Below are 22,773 nucleotides of genomic sequence, written 5' to 3' on the forward strand. Positions count from 1 at the left end.
GTCTGACGTGCTGCTTCCTCCGGGACTACGGCCGGGCGTTCCGGATGGGCAGCTTCGACTGGGACCTGCTCACCGGCGTCATGACCATGGACGAGGGCGCCCTGCGGGTCTTCGACATGCGCCCCGACGAGTACGACGGTGACCCGACCACCCTCGGCTCGCGCGTCACGCCCGACGAGGGCCGGCAGCTCGACACGCTCGTCAGCCACGCGTTGAAGGACGGCAGCGACCACTACGGCGCGTACTTCCGCGTCCGGCTGCGGAGCGGCACACCGCGCTGGACGCACACCGAGGGCCAGATCGAGCGGGACGACACCGGCCGGCCTGTCCGTATCGTCGGCATCGTCAGGGACGCCTCGGAGGAGGTCACCGAGCAGGCCGCCCGGCTCGGCCTGGACGAGGGCCGACGCGCCCGCACCAGCGTCGTGGAGAGCACCACCGCGGCCCTCGCCCACGCCCGGACCGTCCAGGACGTCATCGACCTCCTCAACGACTCGCACGGCCTGGAGTACTTCGGTGCCACCAGCCTGGTCATGGGGCTCCTGGAGGCCGGCCGGATCCACCTCGTCGCCGAGGGACCCCAGGGTGCCTTCGTCCCCGGCACGCGATTCACCCGGGTGGACGAGCCGTACCCGATGGGTGAGGTGATCCGTACCCTCACGCCCCGGTTCATCGAGTCGCCCGAGGACTTCGCCTCGTCGTACCCGATCCTCTGGCCGCACATCAGCGGCCTCGGCATCACGTCGGCGGCCTATCTCCCGCTGATCGCCCAGGCCCGGCCGATCGGCGCGCTCGGGCTGCTCTACAGCGACCGGACCGGCTTCAGTGCCGACGAGCGCAATCTGCTGGTGGCGCTCGGCAGCAGCATCGCGCAGAGCCTGAAGCGCGCCATGCTCTACGAGCAGGACCACGACCTCGCCGAGGGGCTCCAGCAGGCGATGCTGCCGCGCCGCATCCCCGACGTGCCCGGCGCCCAGATAGCCGTCCGGTACCGCTCCGCCCGCCTCGGCCGGGACATCGGCGGCGACTGGTACGACATCATCCCGCTGCCCGGCGGCCGGGTCGGCGCCGTCATCGGCGACGTCCAGGGCCACGACACCCACGCGGCGGCCGTCATGGGGCAGCTGCGCATCGTGCTGCGCGCCTACGCCGCCGAGGGGCACAGCCCCGCCACGGTGATGGCCCGCGCCTCCGTCTTCCTGCACGAACTCGACACGGAGCGCTTCGCCACCTGCACCTACGTGGAGGCCGACCTGACGACGGGCGCGCTGCACGTGGTCCGTGCGGGCCATGTCGACCCGCTGCTCCAGGACACCGACGGCAGCTGCCGCCGCCTGCCGGTGGACGGGGGACTTCCGCTGGGCCTGTCGGCCGAGTTCGACCGCCTCGACTACCCGGCGACCACCCTGGAGCTGTCCCCGGGACAGACCCTGCTGCTGTACACGGACGGTCTTGTCGAGAAGCCGGGCTCGGATCTCGACGACGGACTGCGCTGGCTCTCCTCGCTCGTCCGGGGCGGGCCGCGCGACCTCCAGCAGCTCGCCGACCACCTCTGCGAGGTCTTCGACGAGCGGGGCGGCGAGGACGACGTGGCGATCCTGCTGCTGCGACGGCAGGGGGCGTACTTCCCGCAGTCCGGCGGTCGGCTCCAGCAGCACGTGGCGCAGAGCGACCCGGAGGCGCTCAGCTCGGCGCGGCACATGATCCGCGCCGCCGTCCGGGCCTGGGGCGCGGGGGAGCGCTCCGACGAGATCGAGCTGGTCGCCGACGAGATGATCACCAACGCGCTGATGCACACCGACGGCGGGGCGATCGTGACCCTGCGGATGCTGGCGGGTCCGGAACGGCGGCTGCGGGTCGAGGTCGAGGACCGCTCCAGTGCCCTGCCGCGCCGCCGCGAGGCGGGCGAGGCGGGTGTTTCCGGCCGAGGTCTGATGCTCGTGGACATGCTCTCGGACGTGTGGGGCGTCGAGTCGCGCGGCAGCGGCAAGTGCGTCTGGTGCGAGTTCAATATTAACCCCGCGTATACAGACCGTACTTGACCGTAACCGATCGTACGCGATTGACTGCGGTTTCCGGCCACCCGATTCCCGCGCCACACCCGTTGATGGGGACCTTTTGAGCAGCGAGCTACTGGCACCTCTCGACCTGGCCTTCTGGCACCTCGAGTCCACCGACCACCCCATGCACCTGGGCGCCCTCGCCCACTTCGGCCCGCTCCCCGCCGACGGCGACCCGTCCGCCGTCCTGGAGCTCCTCGGCAGCCGCGCCGCCGCCATTCCCCGGCTGCGGATGCGGGTCCGCGACGTCCTGCTGCCCGTCGGCGGCGCCGCCTGGAGCACGGACAAGCAGTTCGACGTACGCCGGCACGTGCGGGAGATCGTGCTGCCCGGCGTCGACTTCGGCGCCGAGACCGCCCGCCTGGCCGGGGAACTCATGGAGCGGCCGGTCGAACGAGGGCTGCCGCCCTGGGAGATGTACCTGCTCACCGGCGCGCCCGACGGCTCGTTCGCCGTCCTCGTCAAACTCCACCACGCCCTCGCCGACGGCATGCGGGCCGTCGCGATCGGCGCCGGGATCTTCGACGAGATCGCCGCCGTCGCCCGCCGGGCGGGCCGTGCGGCGGGCGTCCGCAGGTCGCGCTCCGTACCGCCGCGCTCCTGGCTCCCCGGCCCCGGCCGGATCATGGGCGCCGCCCGCGAGCGGATCGGCGACCTCGGCCGGGCCGTCGAGGTCGGGGCCTCCGTGGTCGGCGCCTCCGTCGCCCGGGCCGGCCGGATCGACGGGCCCGCGACGGCCGCCCTCGCCGCCGACTCCAGCGGGACCCGCCGGGTCGCCACGGCCGTGCTCGACCTCGACCGCGTCCAGCGGGTCCGCCGCGACTCGGGCGGCACCGCCAACGACGTGCTGCTCGCCGTCGTCGCCGGGGCCCTGCGGCGCTGGCTCGACGGGCGCGGCGAGCCCCTCCCCGGCGTCGACCCGCGCGCCCTGGTCCCCGTCTCGCGCAGGCGCCCCGGCGCCCCGGCCGGGACCGGCAACAGCCTCTCCGCGTACCTCCTCGCCCTCCCCGTCGGCGAGCCCGACCCCGCCGCCCGGCTCGCCGCCGTCCGCCGGGACATGGACCGCAACAAGGCCGACGGGCCGATGCGGGGCGCCGGAGCCGTCGCCGTCCTCGCCGACCAACTGCCGCCGCTCGCCCACCGCTTCGGTGCCCCGCTGGCCGGGGGCGCCGCCCGGCTCCTCTTCGACGTCCTGGTCACCAACGTGCCGCTGCCCCGCTCGGCCCTCTCCCTCGGCGGGGCGCCGCTGCGCACGCTCTTCCCGATGGCCCCGCTCGCCCGCGGCCAGGCACTCGCCGTCGCCATGTCCCCGTACGGCGGCCGGGTCCACATCGGCCTGGTCGCCGACGGCAAGGCCGTCCCCGACCTCGACGCGCTGGCCGCCGCCCTCGCCGACGAACTCGACCTGCTCGACGGGGCGGCCGGTTGAGCGCGCGCCCCGACGACGGCTGAGGCAGGGTGGTGCCATGCCCGAACTGCCCGAGGTGGAAGCGCTCCGCGCGTTCCTGGACGAGCATCTCGTGGGCAAGGAGATCGCCCGCGCGCTGCCCGTCGCGATCAGCGTGCTCAAGACGTACGACCCACCCTTGAGCGCCGTCGAGGGCGCCACCGTCACCGGTGTCGCCCGGCACGGCAAATTCCTCGACCTGGAGACCGAAGGACCGTCGGGCCGACTGCACCTCCTGGTCCATCTGGCCCGCGCGGGCTGGCTCCAGTGGAAGGACCCGCTGCCCTCGGGGCCGCCCCGCCCCGGCAAGGGGCCGCTCGCCCTGCGGACCGCCCTCACCGGTGGCGACGGCTTCGACCTCACCGAGGCCGGCACCACCAAGCGCCTCGCGGTCCACCTGGTCCGCGACCCGCAGGAGGTGCCCGGCGTCGCCCGCCTCGGCCCCGACCCGCTCGCCGAGGACTTCGACCTGGCCGCCTTCACCGCCCTGCTCGCCGGAGAGCGGCGGCAGATCAAGGGCGCCCTGCGCGACCAGAGCCTGATCGCCGGCATCGGCAACGCGTACAGCGACGAGATCCTCCACGCGGCGAAGACATCCCCGTTCAAGCCGACCCAGAACCTGACCGAGGCCGAGACCGCGCTCCTCTACGAGGCCATGCGCACCACCCTGCGCGAGGCGGTCGAGCGCTCCCAGGGGCTGGCGGCGGGCAAGCTCAAGGCCGAGAAGAAGAGCGGCCTGCGCGTCCACGGCCGTACCGGCGAACCCTGCCCGGTCTGCGGGGACACCGTCCGGGAGGTGTCGTTCCACGACTCCTCCCTCCAGTACTGCCCCACCTGCCAGACCGGCGGCAAGCCCCTCGCCGACCGCCGTACGTCCAAGTTCCTGAAGTAGCCCCCTCGGAGCACTCCCCTAGGGGGTGTCTCGCCGATCATGCCGGGCTCGCGGCGCCTGGCACGCCCTCCCCCAAGCTCTTCGAGCAGGGGGGACCCCCACGCCGCGTTGTCGTCACTCGCCGACGCTTCGCGTCGACTCCCTCCTCCGCCTTGCGATCGCACGCACCAGACCCCGCTCCCTGATCCGGCCTGATCGACGAGACACCCCCTAGAATCCGCCGCATGCTGCGCGTACTGGCCGTCGACGACGAGGCACCCGCCCTCGGGGAACTGCTCTACCTGCTCCGTGCCGATCCCCGGATCCGCAGCGCCGAGGGTGCCACCGACGCCACCGAGGCCCTGCGCAGGATCGGCCGCGCGCTGGAGGCGGGGCCCGACGGGGACGAGGCCATCGACGTCGTCTTCCTCGACATCCACATGGCCGGGCTCACCGGGCTCGATCTCGCCCGGCTGCTCGCGGGCTTCGCCCGGCCGCCGCTGATCGTCTTCGTCACGGCGCACGAGGGCTTCGCCGTGCAGGCCTTCGACCTCAAGGCCGTGGACTACGTCCTGAAGCCGGTGCGCCGCGAACGGCTCGCCGAGGCCGTCCGCCGGGTCCGCGAGCTGGTGCACGCCTCCTCGGCCCCCACCTCGCCCGCGGCTCCCGAGCACATACCGGTCGAACTCGGCGGGGTCACCCGCTTCGTGGCCGTCGACGACATCGCCTACGTCGAGGCCCAGGGCGACTACGCGCGCCTGCACACCGACGAGGGCAGCCACCTCGTCCGTATCCCGCTCTCCACCCTGGAGGAGCGCTGGGCCGCCCGTGGCTTCGTCCGCATCCACCGCAGCCACCTCGTCGCCCTCGCCCGCGTCGACGAACTCCGGCTCGACGGCGGGGCCACCTCCGTCCGCCTGGGCACCACCGAGCTGGCCGTCAGCCGCCGCCACGCCCGCCAGCTGAGAGACCTCCTGATGCGCCGCGCGGGAGGCTGACCGGTACGCGCCCCTGAGGCTCTACCGTGCGTGAACACCGCTGCGTAGACTCCGGACACTTCCCAGCCCCTGCGAGGTCGCCCGATGCCGGAGCGGACACCGACGTCCGAGGACCCCACGCCGCGCAAGCCCCGGCGTGAGACCGTCACGCGCGCCTCCGCGCTCCGCGCCGGCGGCGTGCCCGCGCGGCGCTTCCCCGGCCATCCGCCGACCTCTCCCAGCCTCCGGCCGGGGGGACCCTCAGCTCGCCTCGCCCGCTCCGAGATCAGCGAGCAGACCACCCTCGGCCACACCTACGTCCGCTCCCTGATGCGGAGCCAGCTGCGGGCCGCCCTCACCGCGCTCGGCGCGCTCGCCCTCTGCGTCGGCCCGCTGCCGCTGCTCCTCGCGCTGCCCGCCCCCGAGGCCGCCGTCTGGATCGCGCTCGGCGTCGGCGTGTACCCGGTCATCTGGGTCGTCGCCCACTGGTACGTCCGCCGCGCCGAGCGCAACGAACGCGACTTCACCCGCCTCGTCGAGGGCCGCTGAGCGCGGGGGCCGGACGTGAACCACACCTACGCGGTGACCGCGGTCACCGTCGTCGTCCTGACGACCGTGCTCATCGGCGCGCTCGGCCTGCGGATATCCCGGACGACCTCCGACTTCTACGTGGCCTCCCGTACCGTGCGGCCCGGCCTCAACGCCGCCGCCATCAGCGGCGAGTACCTCTCCGCCGCGTCCTTCCTCGGCATCGCGGGCCTCGTCCTCGTCCAGGGCCCCGACATGCTCTGGTACCCCGTCGGCTACACCGCGGGCTACCTCGTCCTGCTCGTCCTCGTCGCCGCCCCGCTGCGCCGCTCGGGGGCGTACACCCTCTCCGACTTCGCCGAGGCCCGGCTCGAGTCCGCGACCGTCCGACGGCTCGCCAGCCTCTTCGTCGTCGGAGTCGGCTGGCTCTACCTGCTCCCGCAACTCCAGGGCGCCGGGCTGACCCTGGAGATCCTCACCGGGGCGCCCGACTGGGTCGGCGGCCTCCTCGTCGCCCTTGTCGTCACCGGCATCGTCGCGGCCGGCGGCATGCGCAGCATCACCTTCGTCCAGGCCTTCCAGTACTGGCTGAAGCTCACCGCCCTGCTCGTGCCCGCGCTCTTCCTGGCCGCAGCCTGGTTCGGCGACGACGCGCCCCGCGTCCGCTTCGACGCCCCGGCCGTCTTCCGCGAGCACACGGTCGTCAAGGTCGCCGACACCGTACGGATCGAACTCGACGCCCCGCTCACGCTCACCGTCACCGGCCGCGTCGACTCCCTGCCGTACGAGGGAAGGACCGTCACCCTGGACGAGGGCCCGCACCGCGTCGAGGGCGGCACCGCGCTCGCCTTCCCCGAGGGCGCGCCGGTCCCCACCAGGGCCTCCGACGGCGCCGACCCTCTCGGCTGGTCCCAGCCGCTGGCCGGCGGGCGCGACGGGCACCAGCTCTACGCCACGTACGGTCTGATCCTCGCCACCTTCCTCGGCACCATGGGCCTGCCGCACGTGGCCGTCCGCTTCTACACCAGCCCGCACGGCCGGGCCGCGCGCCGCACCACGCTGGTCGTCCTCGGGCTCGTCGGCGCGTTCTACCTGCTGCCGCCGGTGTACGGGGCGCTCGGCCGGATCTACGCCCCCGAGCTCGCGCTCACCGGCGCGGCCGACGCCGCCGTGCTCGTCCTGCCCGAGCGGATGCTCGGCGGGGTGCTCGGCGATCTGCTGGGCGCGCTCCTGGCCGGCGGGGCCTTCGCCGCCTTCCTCTCCACCGCCTCCGGGCTGACGATGGCGGTCGCCGGGGTTCTCACCCAGGACGTGCTGCCCTCCCGGGGCGTACGGCACTTCCGGCTCGCGACCCTGCTGGCCACGGCCGTGCCCCTGACCGCCGGGGTCTTCGCCTCGAAGGTCCCGGTCGCCGACGCGGTCGGCCTGGCGTTCGCGGTCTCCGCCTCCTCCTTCTGCCCGCTGCTCGTCCTCGGCATCTGGTGGCGCCGGCTCACCCCGCCGGGGGCGATGGCCGGGCTGCTGCTCGGCGGCGGCTCCGCGCTGACGGCCGTGATGGCGACCCGCGCGGGACTGCCGGACGAGGGGTGGCCGCACACCCTGATGGCCTGGCCCGCGGTCTGGTCGGTGCCGCTGGGCTTCCTCACGATGATCCTGGTCTCCCTCGCCACGCCCCGGCACATCCCCGCGAGAACCCCGGCGCTGCTCGCCCGGCTCCACCTGCCGGAGGAGTTCACGGGCCGTCCGGGACCGGTGCGCGGCGAGCCGGGCGGCCGCGTCGAGGTGCGAGGGGGAGAGGGATGACCGGGATCGAACTCGCCGCGATCGGCGCCGCCGGGGCCGTGCTCCTCACGCTCGGCTTCGCCCTCGGGCGGCTCGCCACGCGGCGCGGGGACAAGGCGGCCGACCTCGACCTCGGCACACCCGTCGAGCGCGCCACCTTCCACACCCTGCACACCGCCTCGCTCGCCGCCCCGCCGCTGCGCGCCGGCCTCACCGAGGACACCGCGCGCAAGGCGGTGCGACGGCTGCGCCCGCTGCTCGGCACGGAGGCGCTCTGTCTGACCGACCGGTCCGCCGTCCTCGCCTGGGACGGGCCGGGCGAGAGCCACCACCGTGCGCAGGTCATGGAGCGCGTCACGCCCCTCCTCGACTCCGGCCGCAGCCTCTCCGCGCACACCGACTGCGCCGATGTCGCCTGCCCGCTGCGCTGGGTGGTGATCGCCCCGCTGACCGGCGAGGACGGAGTACTCGGCGCACTCGTCGCCTACGGTTCGCGGGAGTCGGCCGTGCTCGTCCGGGCCGCGACCGAGGTCGCCCGCTGGGTCTCCGTCCAGCTCGAACTGGCCGAGCTCGACCGCTCGCGGACCCGGATCGTGGAGGCCGAGATCCGGGCCCTGCGCGCCCAGATATCCCCGCACTTCATCTTCAACTCCCTGGCCGCCATCGCCTCGTTCGTCCGCACGGACCCCGAACGGGCCAGGGAACTGCTCCTGGAGTTCGCCGACTTCACCCGCTACTCCTTCCGCCGGCACGGCGAGTTCGCCCAGCTCGCCGACGAACTGCGGGCCATCGAGCAGTACTTGGCGCTCGCCGGGGCCCGCTTCGGCGAGCGCCTCAAGGTGACGCTCCAGATCGCGCCCGAGGTGCTGCCGGTGACCCTGCCGTTCCTCTGCCTCCAGCCGCTGGTGGAGAACGCGGTCAAGCACGGCCTGGAGGACAGCGTGCACGACTGCCGGGTCACCATCGCCGCCCGCGACGCGGGCGCGGAGGCCGTCGTCGTGATCGAGGACGAGGGTGTGGGCATGGACCCGGCCGTGCTGCGCGCGATCCTGCTGGGGGAGCGGCCCTCCGGCTCGGGCATCGGCCTGTCCAACGTGGACGAGCGGCTGCGGCAGGTGTACGGCCCCGAGCACGGTCTGGTCATCGAGACCGGGGTCGGCGCGGGCATGAAGGTGACGGTACGGATCCCCAAGTACCGCCCGGGAGTGCACCCGACAGCCCCTTGACCACCTCAGTAGAGATGCAGGGCCAGATGGCCCAGCGGGAGCCCCAACTGCCATGCGGGCACCCACACTTGGTCGCACTCGTCCACCGGGAAGCCGAAGCCCGCGGGCGGCAGGCCGCCCAGGTCGGCCGCCCGGACGCTGGTCGCCTCCAGGAGCCGCCAGGTCTCCCTGGCCATGGCGAGATCGGGCCCGTCCTCGCCCGCGCGGGTCCGCTCGGCGAGCCGCTCCCGTACCCACTCGGGCCAGGGGTGGTCGTACGAGGTCCGGGAGAGCCACTCGTCGAGCCGGCCCGCGGTCCGGGCCCCGCCGTCGGCGTCGGTGCCCTCGCAGAGGTGGATGGTGAGCGCGAGTGTCTGTCGGCCGGCCCGGTATTCCAGGCTGCCCGGCTCGACCAGGCAGCCCGCGCGCAGTAGATCGTCGGCTATGAACTCGGCACACAGCCAGGCCATCGGGACGGCGAGTCCGCCCCCGCTGGTGCCGTTGGAACTCTCGGGCAGCAACGCTCCCACCTTCTCCCGGACATGTCGGTCGGCGATCCCGACCACGAGCCTCCACCGAGGAAGACGCGCGCGGGTCGCTCTTTACTCAACTCGCCGGTGTGGTTTCGGATACGTTCTTCCGCCGGATCGGTGCCCGTGCGCACCAAGGAGGAGCCGGGGGCTGCCGGGGCGATCGGTGCGAGGGGAGGGAGGCGGGTCCGTGGTGGCTCAGCCGAGGAGCGCGTACACCGCCGTCGCGTGCGCGGCGGTCTCCTCCGTGCCCTCGGCCGTCATCGTGATGTCGGCGAAGGCCATCCGCTTGCCCGCCTTCGTCAGCCGTGCCCGCACCAGGACGTCCGTACCGAGCACCGGCCGCTGGAAGCTGATGGACTGCTGCACCGTCGTCATCGGGACGAAGCCGCCGCGGGCGGCCGCGACCGCGATCACCGTCGCCGTGTCGGCGGCGGCCATCAGGGCCTGGCCGGAGAGACCGCCGCCCTCGCGGGCCAGCCGGTCCGACCAGGGGAGGCGGAGCACCGCCTCCTGACCGTCGACCGAGACCACCGAGAGCCCCAGATCGAGCACCCAGGGGGCGAAGTTGTCGGCGAGTACCTTGTCCGCGGCGGCGGGAGTCAGCGTCGGCGTCACCGGGTCATTGTGCGGCCGCGGCGTGCTGGCGGGCAACGGCGCGTCGGCGCGGCCGGTAGCCGGGCAGCCGGTGGCCGAGCTGGCGGAGCGCGTAGTGCGAGCGGGACTTGACCGTCCCGGCGGGTATGCCGAGGTCGGCCGCGGCCTCGTTGACGGTCAGGCCGTGGAAGTAGAGCCGGACCAGGACCGCGCGGTGCTCCGGGCTCAGGCCGCGGACCGCGGCGCGGACGTCGAGGGCGGCGACCGACGACTCGGTCGCGTCCGCCGGGTCGGGGGTGGAGGCGAGCATCCCGTCGCCCGTCTCGACCGGCCGGGCGAGCCGCGAGCGGCGGGCGTCGATCGCGAGGCGCCGGGCCACGGTGAAGAGCCAGGGCCGCATCGACTCGAACGGCCCGTCGAAGGCCTCCGGGTGGAGCCAGGCCCGTACGAGCGTCTCCTGGGCCAGGTCCTCCGCGCGCTGCCGGTCGCCGTAGGTCAGGCCGAGCAGGAAGCCGAGGAGCGCCGGGCCGTGGTCCCGCTGCAGCTTCGCGAGGTGCCGCTCGTCCGTGGTCGCCGTTCTCGTCGCGGTCGCCGTCGTCATGGTCCACACCTCTCCTGCCGGCTCGTCGTCCCGGGGCGTATACGAACGCATTCGGGCGACAAGGGACAGGGAACGAACGAGGGTCTGCGACGAGCGGTCGCACCGAGCGGCGAATGGTGCGATGAGCGGTCGGGCGGAGGCCCTTCATCCGATTCAGCGGGGTTTATGGGCTAATGCGGCTTTGACTCTTGACTAGGGCATTCATCCCCTGTCAATTCATCAGGTCAGATGCTTGTCCTATGAATGAGGCGGAGTCGGCAGATGGCCCAGCGGACGAGACAGGGGGCGGTGGCCTTCGCGGCCGTCCTGCTCACGGCGGCGACCGGGTGCTCGGGCGGCGCCGGGGGACCCGACAGCCCACCCTCACGCCAGGACCCGGGCAGTCCGTCGGCCCCGTCGGCCGCCCCCGGGGGCGCCTCCGCGCGGACCGGTTTCACGCTCGTCGCCACCGGTGACGTCCTGCCGCACGACTCGATCATCCAGAAGGCCGCCGCCGACGCGAACGGCCAGGGATACGACTTCCGCCCGATGCTCTCCGGGGTGAAGAGCGTCGTCTCCGGCGCCGATCTGGCCCTCTGCCACATGGAGACCGTGTACGGAGCCGAGGGCGGGCCCTACACCGGCTACCCCGCCTTCAAGTCCCCGCCGGAGATCGCCCCCGCGCTCAAGGAGACCGGGTACGACTCCTGCTCCACCGCCTCCAACCACACCCTGGACGACGGTGCGGCCGGCCTCGTCCGGACCCTCGACGCCCTCGACGAGGCGGGCGTCCAGCACGCCGGCTCGGCCCGCACGGCCGAGGAGGCGGCCCGCCCCACCCTGCTGAAGGCGGGCGACGCGACCGTCGCCCAGCTCGCGTACACCTACGACACGAACGGCTACCCGCTGCCCGAGGGGAAGCCCTGGGCCGTCAACCTGATCGACGAGGGGAAGATCGTCGCCGACGCCCGGGCGGCCCGCCGGGCCGGCGCGGACGTCGTCGTGGTCAGCATCCACTGGGGTACGGAGTGGCAGACCGCCCCCGACGACCGCCAGCTGACGCTCGCCCGCTCCCTCACCGCTGCGCAGACCGACGGCAGGCCGGACATCGACCTGATCCTCGGCACCCACGCGCACGTCCCGCAGGCCTACGAGAAGGTCAACGGCACCTGGGTGATCTACGGCATGGGCGACCAGATCGCCGGAGACATGATCAACCACGCCGGCGCCCACGACCCGAGGGGCAACCAGTCCAGCCTGGGGCGCTTCACCTTCACCCCGCCCAGGACCCCCGGCGCGCGCTGGGAGGTCGCCAAGGCGGAGTTCCTCCCGCAGTGGTACGACACGGGCCGCGGCCGGGTGGTCGACCTCAACACGGCCATCAGGAAGGGGGAACACCTCACCGCCGTACGCGACACCATCCGCGACGTCGTCCTCGGCCGGGGCGCGGCGAAGGACGGCCTGGTGATGGGGGAGTAGTGCACACCGAGATGCCGGAGCCGGTCACGGAACGACCGTGACCGGCCAGCGGCCCGCCTTGACCAGCCGGACCGCGACCGAGCCGACGAAGCGGTGGCCCGCCGACTCCGACGCGCCCACCACGACGGCGTCCGCCTTGAGCTCGTCCGCCGCCGACACGAGACCCGCGTACGCGTCGCCCCGGAAGGTGTGGAACTCCCAGCGCACCTGCCAGATGTCCCGCACCTTCTCCGCCGCCTCGCGGATCTCCGCCACCAGGCCCTCGGCGATCTCGTCCGTGGTCACGGCGACGGGCGCCCCGAGCGCCGCGCCCGCGGCCATCACCGGCTGGACGTAGACGAGGGCAAGCAGGGCGTTCTGCCGCCGGGCGAGACCTGCCGCGTACGACGCGGCCCGCAGGGAGGAGTCGGAACCGTCGACTCCGGCGACGATGACCTTGGGGCCGTCCGTACCGCGTTCGAATGCCGTCACTCTTCGAGGCTATCGGCTCATCGGGTGCATTCGGATGCCCGGCCGGTGTGGATGAGGGATGCGGGCCTTCGGCCATGCGAGCTATTAGTCATGAAAAAGGATCAGATGCCTACCGGGCGCCGGACGGTCCTGCGTTTCGCCGCCGCCCTGGGGGCCACCGCCACGGTCGGAGTCCTCACCGCCGACCGCTTCGGCGCCCCACCGGGCGCCCCGCCCGCCACCGCCCCGGAGGCCGCCGGCGGGCCCGCGAGCGGAGCACCCGGCGGCGGCCCCGCCCCGGGCGCACCCGCGAGCGCCCGCCTGAAGCCCTCCGCGTACCGGCTCCAGCCGATGACGGCGTACGCGCCCCCGGCCGTCCGCCGGGCGGTCCCGCCCGTCCGGCAGCGACCGTTCCTCCAGATGTCCGGCGTCGGCCACTCGATGGTGCTGACCTTCGACGACGGCCCCGACCCCCGCTACACCCCCGAGATCCTCGCCACCCTGCGGCGGTACGGCTGCCGGGCGATGTTCTTCGTCTGCGGCGAGATGGTGGAGGGCAACCAGGACCTGGTACGGGAGATGGCCGAGGACGGGCATGTGATCGGCAACCACTCCTGGTCGCATCCCCTCATCCCCAAGCTGCGGCCCTCCCGCATCCGCGACGAACTCGGCTCCACCAGCGAGCTCGTGGAGTCCGTCGTCGGCACGGCCCCGCTCTGGTACCGCGCCCCCTTCGGGGCCTGGAACCGGCACTCCTTCGAGATCGGCGCCGAACTGGGCATGGAGCCGCTCGCCTGGACCGTCGACACCCTCGACTGGCAGGAACCGGGCACCGACAGCATCGTCCGCCGGGTCCTGGACGGGGCGGCGCCCGGAGTGGTCGTGCTCTCGCACGACGCGGGCGGAAACCGCTCCCAGAGCGTCACGGCGCTGAAGCGGTACCTGCCCGAACTCCTCGACGCCGGCTACAGCATCACCGTGCCGCGACGCTGAGCGGACCCCCGCGCATGAGGAAGGCCCCCGGACTCCTCCGGGGGCCTTCCTCATGTGGTGGTACGGCGGCTCAGCGCGAGCCGACCATCCGGGCGTAGACGACGACGTTGCCGTCGTAGCCGTGCGCCCGGGAGTAGCCGCCGCCGCAGGTGATGACGCGGAGTTCGGGCATCCCGGTGTCGGAGTAGACCTGCACACCGGGGAAGTCGTTCTTGGAGTACACCTCGACGCCGTAGATCTCGAAGACGGCCACCCGGCCGTCGTACCGCTCCACCTCGATGTGCTGGCCCTTCTCGAGCGAGCCGAGGCCGTAGAAGACCGCCGGGCCCGCCGCGTTGTCGACATGGCCCACCAGGACGGATGTGCCGCGCTGCCCGGGCGCGATGCCGTTCTGGTACCAGCCGGCCAGGTTGGGATCCTCCGGGGGCGGGGCCGCGATCCAGCCGTCCGGGTCCAGACCCACGTCCATGATCGGGGCCGAGACCCGGATGGCCGGGATCTTCACCCGCGAGGCCGGGGCGTGCGGCAGGGTCTCCATGCCGTCGGGCGCCTCGGGCGGCGTCCCGATCGGGCGGGTGTCGGGTCGGGCGGCGGCCGCCGGCTGCGGCGGGCCGAGCTCCACGTCGACCCCGTTGCGCATCATCGCCAGGCCGGACAGCATGACGAGAGCGAGAACGCCCCACGGGGCGCGCCTCCTCGGCTCAAGGACGCTGAAGTCCTTGGGGCTCATGGTTCTCCCTTCGTGGCGTCGTCGAAACGGTAAGGGCGACCGGGCGAACCGGCGATCAGAGCGGGGCGAACGGGTGGCGCGGGGGCTCACGGGCACGGACCCGGGCACGGACGAGGTGCCCGGGCTCTGTGGTACCCGAGGCGCGGGCGGGTGACGGGGACGATGACCCATCCGAGTATTCGTCAGATAAGCGGTCTGACGGTCGGTGACCTGCGGCTCCGTCAGATTCGGGGGCTTTCGCCCGGCGTGTCGGCTCACCAGGGTGGACCAGCGTCGAAATGCGCGGGTTGCCGCGAGTTGTGAGGGTTCGTCATGGAAGGCGTACTCGTCGAACTTCCCGGAGCGCCGCTTCGGGGCGCCTTCCACTGGAGGTTCAACCATGCGTGCTGCACGCACTCTGGCGGTGACCGCCACCGCTCTCGCGGCGGTCGGGCTCGCGGCCCCCCTCGCCGTCGCCACGAACGGGCCCAGCGAAGTCACGATCAACCCGTCGGCCGTCCACCAGGGCTCGACCATCACCATCACCGTCAGGGGCTGCGGCCACGGAGGGAAGGTGACGTCCAACGCCTTCCCGACGACCAACCTCTCGGTGAACTCCAACGGGATCTCCAGCGCGATCGGCCGGATCTACAACCACGCCACGCCGGGGACCTACAACCTCGCCGTCAGGTGCAGCGACAACTCGAACGTGGCCACCCGGCAGTTCACCGTCCTCGAGGCGAGGGGCGCCCAGGGCGGCATCGGTGGCTCGCTCGCCCCCAGCTCCACGGAGATGGCCGTCGGCGGCTCGCTCGTCGCCGCGGCCGCGCTCGGCGGCGGTCTCTTCATCGCCCGCCGGCGCCGTATGGCAGGCGCCAAGGTCTGACCGGCCGAACCTCCCGGTCGGCCGCAACGCCCGTCGCCCCCGAATCCTGGTTCAGGATTCGGGGGCGACGGGCGTGTACGGCGGTCCCGGTGCGCGTTCCGCGGACGGGGGACCCAGGGCCTTCGCACGGCCCCGCCGTCAGTGGCGACGGCCGCTGGACGACTGCGACCTGCGGCGTACGGTGAGGACGGTGCCCGCCACCGCGGCGACCACCAGACCGGCACCGGCCGCCAGCGTTCCCGTGGAGACGCCCTCGACGGAGCCGCCGAGGCCGCCCCGCACGCCGCGCGGGGTGGTCAGGACGGTGGAGCGGCTCGTCGGGCTCGTGGTGGTGCCGCTGATGGTCAGGTTGACGGTGTCGGTGATCCCGCCGGTGCAGCGGAACGTGACCGTGTAGACGGCACCCCGCTTGGCGTCCAGGTCCACCAGGGCGGTGGCCGAGGAGCCGGGGGCGATCGTCACCGTGTCGAAGACGCCCGCCGAGGCCGTCGCCGTACTGGCGCAGCCCGGAGCGGTGAACGTCACCCGTCCGCCCGGCGCCACCAGCGAGGGCGTCACGACGAAATCGCCCGGTGCCTTCGCCTGGGCCGCCTGCGGCTTCGGTGCGGGCGCACCGTCCGCCGCGACGGCGACGGGGGCGGCCAGGGCGAGGGTGGCCGCCCCCAGCAGGGCAGTGGATGCGGCACGTATCGCGCGCATGGAGTCCTCCGGTCCCCGAGGAGCAGCAGCGGAAGCGGTTTCCGCACAAGGACAGGGCGTGCACCTCGATACCCGAGACGCTAGGAGCGCAGTACCACAGCCGCGATCCCAGACGGGCGAATGGGGCATTCGTGTCCCCCGCACGGCCCACACGCGTGTCGCCCGGACGCCGCTGGGCGGACGCTACTGGGTCAGGTGCGGAAAAAGAGCGGTGAACGGGCCCGCCGTCGCCGAGATCCCCCGCCCGAACGGCGCGTCGAAGTCCCAGATCAGGAAGAGCAGGAAGGCGATCAGCGCGCTGAAGAGCCCCGCGAGCAGCAGCTCCCTGCCGGTGCGCCGGATCTGCAGGGTGAAGATCAGCCCGACCGTCACCAGGGCCCCGATGATCAGGCCGAACCACACCACCCCCGGCATGGTCGCCCCCGCCCCCTCGCCGCGGGAACCCCGCGCGTCGTCCACCACCGCCACCTGGTCCACGAGCGGCTGGTACGCCTGCCCCTCGTGGTCGGTGGCCGGCTGGTAGTCGGTCACCGACCGGCGCACCTGCTCCAGGAGCCGGGTGCCCTCGTCGCTGAGCTCGCCGTGCTCGGACATGTGGGGCCACTCCTCGTCGACCACGTAGGCGACGTACGCGTCGACATCGGCGCGGATCCGGTTCCGTACGTCCGCCGGGTACACCTCGACGCGCGCCGAGATCTCGTGCAGCGCCTGGGCCTCCTGGCGCACCGTCTCCTGGGCCGCGCCGCGCGCCTCCCAGACGCCGGCGATGGCGAGGCCCAGCACGATCGCGTAGATCACGCCGATCATCATCGTCATGTACTCCATGACGTCGGGCGTCTCGCTGGGGTCGTCGTCGTCCGGGACCCGGCGGTTGTTGATGACGACGATGGTGAGGACGACCGCGCAGGCGGCGGCCATCGCGATGGTCAGGACGAGCCATTCGGACATGGTGATTCCTTCGGCGGGACTCAGCGGGAACGGGGGCGCAGGATCGCGGTCGCGAGCACGGCCGGGGCGGTGACGAGGAGCATCATCGTCACGGGCGAGGTGCCGCCCTCGGGCTGCGGTCGGGCGGTGCGGCGGTACGCGGGCAGGGCGACGGGGGTGGCGGCCGGCGGGCGTTGGCGCAGCGACGGCGCCGGGGACGGCGGCGGGGGAGTGGTCCTGGGCGCCTCGGGCGCCGGGACGGGCTTCGCCGGCGCCCGAGGCGGCACCGGTTCCGGCCGCGGCGGGGCGGGCCGGGGCGGGGGCGGTGGGTCCGCCCGTACGGGAGGAGGTGGCGGGGCGGTCTTCGGCGGCGCGGGGGGCGGCGTGGGCGTCGGCCGCGGCGGCCGGGGCGGGGTCGGTGTGGGCGAGCACGCGCCCGGCCCGATGACCGCGACCGAGGTGTTCGAGCCACCGGGCCCGGTCGTGGCGTAGGCGCAGGCGTCGGCGGTCGCGGGCGGCGGTGCGGCGAGCAGCCACAGCAGCGCGCCGGCCGCCAGGGCCCGCGCGAGGAGAGATCCGTACAGAGACACGCCGAAGAGCATGATCACAGTCCTGGCGCCGCACGCTCCGAATCGGCCCGGATTCCCCGGAAGGTGGGGATCTGCGGGCGCACCGGTTTGACGATCTCCGAAAAGATTCTTCGACACCCGTTGAGTGCGACGCCCGTGCGGTCCGTACTCCATGCCGGGAAGCGGCCGCGACGGTCGCATCAACTGGCAAGGAAACAACGGGAGTTGAGATGAAGACCTGGCGGAACGCGGCGCTCGCACTGACGGCGGCGGCCGTACTCGCGCTGACGACGGCGTGCGGTCAGGAGAAGGGCGACCAGACGCTGGGCGGTCAGCCGGCGGGAGCCGCGAACCCGGCGGGAGCGCCCGCCGACAGCGGCTACGCCTCCGGGGGCTACGGTTCCGGTTCCGGTGCCGCCGACGGGAGCGGGGCCGAACCGGCCGGGCAGCTCGCGGTGTCGACGACCAAGCAGCTCGGCAAGGTGGTCACCGACAGCGAGGGCTTCACGCTCTACCGCTTCGACAAGGACTCCGCTTCCCCACCGAAGGCGACCTGCGAGGGCGAATGCGCCGCGGTGTGGCCCGTGGTCGGCGCCGAGGGTGCCAAGCCCCCGGCCGGGGTGGACCCTTCGCTGCTCGGCGAGGTCACCCGTTCCGACGGCAGCACGCAACTGACCATCGGCGGCTGGCCGATGTACCGGTACGCCAAGGACACCAAGCCCGGCGACCTCAACGGGCAGGGTGTGGGCGGCACCTGGTTCGCCTCCGCCCCCGACGGGAAGAAGGCCGCACCTGCCGCCGAGGAGGGCGCGGAGGAGGGCGCCGAGGAGGCGCAGCCGGCCGACGCGGCGGGCCTCTCGGTGCGCAAGGACCCCAAGCTCGGTGACATCGTGGTCGATTCGAGCGGAATGACGGTCTACCGTTTCAAGAAGGATTCCGCCTGGCCCATGAAGACGGCCTGCACGGGGGCTTGCCTGGAGAAGTGGCCGGTTGTCGCCCCTGTCGACAAGAACGACATCGAGGGGATCACGAAGAAGGGCTTCGTCACCTTCAACCGCCCCGACGGCATCAAGCAGCAGACGATCGACTGCTGGCCCCTCTACACCTTCGCCGGCGACGAGGCGCCCGGAGACACCAACGGCCAAGGTGTGGGCGGCACCTGGTACGCCGTGTCCCCCGAGGGAAAGCTGGTCGGAGCGCCCAAGTAACTCCCCCGCGCAGCGCTTTCGGCCGGCCGGTCCGCCGTCACCCCACGGGTGACGGCGGACCGGCGCACGTCCATATGCACGTGAAAGTGCACGCGCTGACGGCGTGAACTCTGCGTTCCTCGCGGAGTTCCACGCGCACGTGCCAATGGCGTGTGACCAAGAACGGACCGCGAATTTCCGTTTCCACTCGCTCTCTCGGCGGGCGATCAGTAGCCTCGGCTCGAACACCGGCCGCGAACACATGGCCGTATCCCCCGTGGCGACTTGTTGGAGACATTGATGGAGCGTCCCGCCTGGGCCCCGCCGGGTATCGATATTTCGGTACCGAGTGTGTCCCGTATGTACGACTTCTATCTGGGCGGCTCGCACAATTTCGAGGTGGACCGGGAAGCGGCCCGCAAGGCCATGGAGTTCATGCCGGGGCTCCCCAAGATCATGCAGGCGAATCGGGCCTTCATGCGTCGCGCCGTGCGATTCGCCGTCGACAACGGCATCACCCAGTTCCTCGACATAGGCTCCGGCATACCGACGTTCGGCAACGTCCACGAGGTCGCGCAGGCGGCGTCCCCCGAGGCGCGCGTGGTGTACGTCGACCACGACCCGGTCGCCGTCGCGCACAGCCGCGCGGTCCTGGAGGGCAACGACCGCGCCGCCGTCGTCGCCGCCGACCTGCGCAAGCCGCGGGAGATCCTGAACAGCCCCGAGGTCCGCGAACTCCTCGACCTGGAGCGGCCCGTGGCGCTGCTCCTGGTGGCCGTCCTGCACTTCCTGGAGGACGAGGACGAACCGGGCGAGGCCGTCACCGAGCTCCTCGAAGCCCTCGCGCCCGGCAGTCTGCTCGTGCTGACCCACGCCTCGTACGAGGGCATTCCGCTCTCGCAGGACGAGGCCGCCGGCACCGTCGGGGTCTACAAGAGCATCCGCAACCCGCTCGTGATGCGCTCGCACGGCGAGATCAGCCGCTTCTTCGAGGGGTGCGAACTGATCGAGCCCGGCCTGGTGTCCATGCCCGACTGGCGGCCCGAGAGCCCGGTCGAGGACGAGGATCCCTTCGCCTTCTCGGGCTTCGCAGGGGTGGGGCGCAAAGCGTGAAGGTGCCGTCGCAGCCGTCCGGTTCCGGCGCGGAGCCGGACGGCCTCGAGGACAGACTCAGGCGGTTCGTGACGATATGGAGCCGGGCCATCTTCCCGGTCACGGCCACCTCGATGACCCGCGCCGAGTTCGAGCAGCATCTGCTGCCGCTCGCCCGCGAACTGCGCGCCGCGCTCCACGACAGGTCCTTCGACACGGCACCCGCGCACCGCGCCGGAGCCGCGCTCGTCGGCGTCCACTGCACCGACCCCGACGCACTCAGCCGCACGCTCGGGGTCATCGACGCGTACCTGGTGCTGTACTGCGGTGAGGAGGATGCCACCGCCGCCACGGGCACGGCCGCCCCCGCCGGTGCTCCGACCGCCACGACCACGGAGGAGCTGCGGGCCCGCTGCTCACGGCTCCAGCACGCGATGGCGGCCGGGTTCGCCCAGGCGCTGCGCGAGCGGACCCGGTGGGAGCAGGAGGCCATCGCGCGGTCCGCGCTGAACGCCCGCACCGCCGCCGAAGTCGCCCTGCACACCACGGAGAGCCGCTTCCGGGCGGTCTTCGACGGTGCCGCGATCGGGATCGGGATAGCCGACCTCGAAGGCAACATCCTGGAGGTCAACGAGACCCTGACCCGGATGTTCGGCGGCCTCGAACAGCACGTGCGCAGCCGGAACGTCAGCGAGTGGTCGCACCCCGAGGACGGCCCGCACGTCTGGAAGCTCTACGGCGAGCTGGTGCGCGGCGAACGCGACCACTACCGCGTGGAGAAGCCGTACTACCGGGGCGACGGCACGGTCCTGTGGACCAACCTCACCGTCTCGCTGCTGCGCGACGCGGAGGGCCTCCCGCAGTACCAGCTGGCGCTGATGGAGGACACCACCGAGCGACGGCTGCTCAACCTGCGGCTGCGGTACGAGGCGACCCATGACGCGCTCACCGGGCTGCCCAACCGGACCCTGTTCTTCGAGCGCCTGGAGAAGGCGCTCTCCCCGGCCGACGGCGGCCGCTTCGGCCTCTGCTACCTCGACCTGGACGGCTTCAAGGCCATCAACGACAGCCTCGGCCACTCGACCGGTGACCGGCTGCTCGTCGAGGTCGCGGACCGGCTGCAGAGCTGTGCCACGGCGCCGGGGGAGATGGTGGCCCGGCTCGGCGGCGACGAGTTCGTCGCGCTGACCACCGGCCCGCACACCGAGCGGGAGGTCGTCGAGCTGTCGAACCGTATCCTCGCCACGCTCGCCACGCCCGTCCGGATCGACGGCCGCGAACTGACCGTCCGCGGCTCCATCGGGGTCGTCGAGGGCCCGGCGGGGGAGCGGACCCCGGCGGAGGTGCTGCGCAGCGCGGACATCACCATGTACCGGGCCAAGTCGGCCGGCGGCAACCGCTTCGAGTTCGCCGACGCGGAGGCCGACGCCCGCGCGATCACCCGGCACGGGCTGACCACCGCGCTGCCGGCGGCGCTCGAGCGCGGCGAGTTCTTCATCGAGTACCAGCCGCTGGTGCACCTCGGCGACGGCAGCGTGCACGGCGCGGAGGCGCTCGTCCGGTGGTGCCACCCGCAGCACGGCGTGCTCGGCCCCGACCGGTTCATCCCGCTCGCCGAGAACACCGGGCTGATCGTGCCGCTCGGGCGCTGGGTCCTCCAGGAGGCCGTCCGGCAGGCCCGTTTCTGGCAGGCGCGGCACTCCGACGGGGGCCCGCTGCGGATCAACGTCAACCTCTCGCCGACGCAGCTGCACCACCCGCGCCTGGTCGCCGACACGGTCGACGTCCTGGAGCGGTCGGGGCTCGAACCGGGCGCGCTCTGCCTGGAGGTCACCGAGTCGGCGCTGATCGGCGCGGACGACGACCTGCTGAAGCCGCTGCGGCAGCTCGCGGAGATGGGCGTGGACATCGCGCTCGACGACTTCGGCACGGGGTACTCGAACCTGGCGAACCTCCGCCGTCTCCCGGTGAGCGTCCTGAAGCTGGACCGCTCCTTCACGCAGGGCATGCAGCAGCACCCGGCGGACCCGGTCGACCTGAAGATCGTGGAGGGCATCGTCTCGCTGGCGCACAGCCTGGAGCTCGCGGTGACGGTGGAGGGCGTGGAGACGGGCGCGCAGGCGCAGCAACTCCGCGACCTGGGCTGCGACACGGCCCAAGGCTGGTACTACGCCCGCCCGGGCGCCCCGGACCGCATCCACTCCTTGGTCCTGGCGGACGCGGTGTAGCAGGTCCGGGGTGGGGGATACGTGCCCCCACCCGTCAGGAGCCCGGGCGGGACGCCAGAAGGACGCGCTGGAGCTCTCGGGCCGCTCGGGGCGGTGCCACGTCGCTTCGGTGGGCCAGGGCGATCGTGCGGCGGAGGCCCGGGCGGGCCAGGGACGTGACGCGGAGGTCGCGGCCCGCGCGGGCGGCCACCATCGCCGGGACCACCGCGACACCGAGACCCGCCCGTACGAAACCCAGCACCGCGTCCATCTCGCCCCCCTCCACCGTGAACGACGGCTCGAAGCCCTCCGCCCGGCACGCCGCCACCGTCAGCTCCCGCAGGTCGTAGCCGTGCCGGAACATCACCATCGGCTGGTCGCGGAGGTCCGCGATCCGTACCGGCCGCGCGGGCGCCGGCGCCGCCGCGCTCGACACCACCACCAGGTCCTCCCGCAGCAGCTCCACCGTCGTCAGTGCAGGCGACGGCGTCGGCAGCGGCAGCACCACGAGCGCCAGATCGAGCGCGCCGCGCGCCAGCTCCCGTACGAGATCGTGCGAGCCGCCCTCCTCGATCAGGAGCTGGATCCCGGGATGCAGATCGTGGAAGGCGCGCAGCACGTCCGGCAGCAGCCCGGTGCACAGGCTCGGCGTCGCGCCGAGTCGCACCCGGCCCCGCTTCAGCTGCACCAGCTCCTGCACCTCGTGCCGCGCCGTGTCCGTGTCCGCGAGGATCCGCCGCGCCAGCGGCAGCAGCGCCTCGCCCGCGTCGGTCAGCGCGATGTTCCCCCGCGCCCGGCTGAACAGCTCCGCCCCCAGCTCCTGCTCAAGGGCCCTGATCTGCTGCGACAGCGAGGGCTGGGAGACGTGCACCCGCTCGGCCGCGCGCGTGAAGTGCCGGGTCTCCGCCACGGCCACGAAGTACAGAAGCTGCTGGAACTGCATAGGCACAGCCTATCGAGATGAGCCGAACCATGTCTTGGACCTCTCGGGCCCTTCG

General features: G+C 72.9%; 22 protein-coding genes. 13 read left to right on the forward strand and 9 right to left on the reverse strand.

Going from position 1 to position 22,773, the window contains the following annotated elements; all coding sequences use genetic code 11:
• The first annotated feature begins 44 nt into the window (after positions 1–44).
• The 7 genes from AB0F56_RS02100 to AB0F56_RS02130 all read left to right on the forward strand — a co-directional run bounded on the left by AB0F56_RS02100 (position 45) and on the right by AB0F56_RS02130 (position 8,891).
• Entirely contained in the window at positions 45–2,042 is a 1,998-nt protein-coding gene (locus AB0F56_RS02100; RefSeq protein WP_362003216.1) for a SpoIIE family protein phosphatase, read from the forward strand.
• A gap of 76 nt (positions 2,043–2,118) precedes the next feature.
• Positions 2,119–3,489 (forward strand): wax ester/triacylglycerol synthase family O-acyltransferase, encoded by a 1,371-nt coding sequence (locus AB0F56_RS02105; RefSeq protein ID WP_362002981.1) that lies wholly within the window; start codon positions 2,119–2,121, stop codon positions 3,487–3,489.
• 37 nt (positions 3,490–3,526) lie between these two features.
• Positions 3,527–4,399, forward strand: coding sequence for a DNA-formamidopyrimidine glycosylase family protein (locus tag AB0F56_RS02110; RefSeq protein ID WP_362002983.1), 873 nt, complete (start codon positions 3,527–3,529; stop codon positions 4,397–4,399).
• Between the two features lie 224 nt (positions 4,400–4,623).
• Positions 4,624–5,376: a LytTR family DNA-binding domain-containing protein gene (locus tag AB0F56_RS02115; protein ID WP_362002985.1), complete on the forward strand. Its 753-nt coding sequence runs from the start codon at positions 4,624–4,626 to the stop codon at positions 5,374–5,376.
• Positions 5,377–5,460: 84 nt separating this feature from the next.
• Positions 5,461–5,904 (forward strand): hypothetical protein, encoded by a 444-nt coding sequence (locus AB0F56_RS02120; protein ID WP_362002987.1) that lies wholly within the window; start codon positions 5,461–5,463, stop codon positions 5,902–5,904.
• Between the two features lie 15 nt (positions 5,905–5,919).
• A complete protein-coding gene (locus AB0F56_RS02125; RefSeq protein WP_362002989.1) occupies positions 5,920–7,686 on the forward strand; it encodes a cation acetate symporter in 1,767 nt (588 codons plus the stop codon).
• Positions 7,683–8,891: a histidine kinase gene (locus AB0F56_RS02130; RefSeq protein WP_362002991.1), complete on the forward strand. Its 1,209-nt coding sequence runs from the start codon at positions 7,683–7,685 to the stop codon at positions 8,889–8,891. The genes AB0F56_RS02125 and AB0F56_RS02130 overlap by 4 nt, the downstream gene beginning before the upstream one ends.
• Before the next feature lie 5 nt (positions 8,892–8,896).
• On the opposite strand, the gene AB0F56_RS02135 is transcribed toward AB0F56_RS02130, so the two are convergent.
• From AB0F56_RS02135 to AB0F56_RS02145, 3 genes are all read right to left on the reverse strand, one after another.
• A complete protein-coding gene (locus tag AB0F56_RS02135) occupies positions 8,897–9,391 on the reverse strand; it encodes a hypothetical protein (RefSeq protein WP_362002993.1) in 495 nt (164 codons plus the stop codon).
• A 207-nt stretch (positions 9,392–9,598) separates the two neighbouring features.
• Entirely contained in the window at positions 9,599–10,018 is a 420-nt protein-coding gene (locus AB0F56_RS02140; RefSeq protein ID WP_362002995.1) for a PaaI family thioesterase, read from the reverse strand.
• Positions 10,019–10,022: 4 nt separating this feature from the next.
• Complete coding sequence (locus tag AB0F56_RS02145) at positions 10,023–10,598, reverse strand: sigma-70 family RNA polymerase sigma factor (protein WP_362002997.1); 576 nt, start codon at positions 10,596–10,598, stop codon at positions 10,023–10,025.
• A 261-nt stretch (positions 10,599–10,859) separates the two neighbouring features.
• Between AB0F56_RS02145 and AB0F56_RS02150 the strand changes: the two genes are divergently transcribed.
• Positions 10,860–12,056 carry a CapA family protein gene (locus AB0F56_RS02150; protein ID WP_362002999.1) on the forward strand — a complete coding sequence of 399 codons (1,197 nt, stop codon included), beginning with the start codon at positions 10,860–10,862 and terminating at the stop codon, positions 12,054–12,056.
• A gap of 24 nt (positions 12,057–12,080) precedes the next feature.
• Here AB0F56_RS02150 and AB0F56_RS02155 read toward each other — a convergent pair whose 3' ends face one another.
• Entirely contained in the window at positions 12,081–12,527 is a 447-nt protein-coding gene (locus AB0F56_RS02155) for a universal stress protein (RefSeq protein ID WP_362003001.1), read from the reverse strand.
• A gap of 105 nt (positions 12,528–12,632) precedes the next feature.
• On the opposite strand from AB0F56_RS02155, the gene AB0F56_RS02160 reads away from it, so the two are divergent.
• Complete coding sequence (locus tag AB0F56_RS02160; RefSeq protein ID WP_362003003.1) at positions 12,633–13,499, forward strand: polysaccharide deacetylase family protein; 867 nt, start codon at positions 12,633–12,635, stop codon at positions 13,497–13,499.
• A 70-nt stretch (positions 13,500–13,569) separates the two neighbouring features.
• Here AB0F56_RS02160 and AB0F56_RS02165 read toward each other — a convergent pair whose 3' ends face one another.
• Positions 13,570–14,229, reverse strand: a complete 660-nt coding sequence (locus AB0F56_RS02165; RefSeq protein WP_362003005.1) for a class F sortase — start codon at positions 14,227–14,229, stop codon at positions 13,570–13,572.
• Positions 14,230–14,608: 379 nt separating this feature from the next.
• Between AB0F56_RS02165 and AB0F56_RS02170 the strand changes: the two genes are divergently transcribed.
• Positions 14,609–15,094: a hypothetical protein gene (locus tag AB0F56_RS02170; RefSeq protein ID WP_362003007.1), complete on the forward strand. Its 486-nt coding sequence runs from the start codon at positions 14,609–14,611 to the stop codon at positions 15,092–15,094.
• Positions 15,095–15,232: 138 nt separating this feature from the next.
• Here AB0F56_RS02170 and AB0F56_RS02175 read toward each other — a convergent pair whose 3' ends face one another.
• The 3 genes from AB0F56_RS02175 to AB0F56_RS02185 form a co-directional block, all read right to left on the reverse strand.
• Positions 15,233–15,793: a hypothetical protein gene (locus AB0F56_RS02175; protein ID WP_362003008.1), complete on the reverse strand. Its 561-nt coding sequence runs from the start codon at positions 15,791–15,793 to the stop codon at positions 15,233–15,235.
• Between the two features lie 183 nt (positions 15,794–15,976).
• Positions 15,977–16,741, reverse strand: coding sequence for a hypothetical protein (locus tag AB0F56_RS02180; RefSeq protein ID WP_362003010.1), 765 nt, complete (start codon positions 16,739–16,741; stop codon positions 15,977–15,979).
• 20 nt (positions 16,742–16,761) lie between these two features.
• Positions 16,762–17,310, reverse strand: coding sequence for a hypothetical protein (locus AB0F56_RS02185; RefSeq protein ID WP_362003012.1), 549 nt, complete (start codon positions 17,308–17,310; stop codon positions 16,762–16,764).
• 209 nt (positions 17,311–17,519) lie between these two features.
• Here AB0F56_RS02185 and AB0F56_RS02190 point away from each other — a divergent pair, with 209 nt between their 5' ends.
• From AB0F56_RS02190 to AB0F56_RS02200, 3 genes are all read left to right on the forward strand, one after another.
• The gene (locus AB0F56_RS02190; RefSeq protein WP_362003014.1) at positions 17,520–18,497 is read left to right on the forward strand and encodes an SCO0930 family lipoprotein; all 978 of its coding nucleotides are present in this window, start codon (positions 17,520–17,522) and stop codon (positions 18,495–18,497) included.
• 279 nt (positions 18,498–18,776) lie between these two features.
• Positions 18,777–19,589 (forward strand): SAM-dependent methyltransferase, encoded by an 813-nt coding sequence (locus tag AB0F56_RS02195; RefSeq protein ID WP_362003016.1) that lies wholly within the window; start codon positions 18,777–18,779, stop codon positions 19,587–19,589.
• On the forward strand, positions 19,586–21,796 hold the full coding sequence (locus AB0F56_RS02200) for an EAL domain-containing protein (RefSeq protein ID WP_362003018.1): 2,211 nt from the start codon (positions 19,586–19,588) through the stop codon (positions 21,794–21,796). The genes AB0F56_RS02195 and AB0F56_RS02200 overlap by 4 nt, the downstream gene beginning before the upstream one ends.
• Before the next feature lie 34 nt (positions 21,797–21,830).
• Here the strand turns inward: AB0F56_RS02200 and AB0F56_RS02205 are convergent, their stop codons facing one another.
• Complete coding sequence (locus tag AB0F56_RS02205) at positions 21,831–22,718, reverse strand: LysR family transcriptional regulator (protein WP_362003019.1); 888 nt, start codon at positions 22,716–22,718, stop codon at positions 21,831–21,833.
• Positions 22,719–22,773: the final 55 nt, after the last annotated feature.

The sequence above is a fragment of the Streptomyces sp. NPDC026092 genome (assembly GCF_040638605.1).
Classification (GTDB): Bacteria; Actinomycetota; Actinomycetes; order Streptomycetales; family Streptomycetaceae; genus Streptomyces.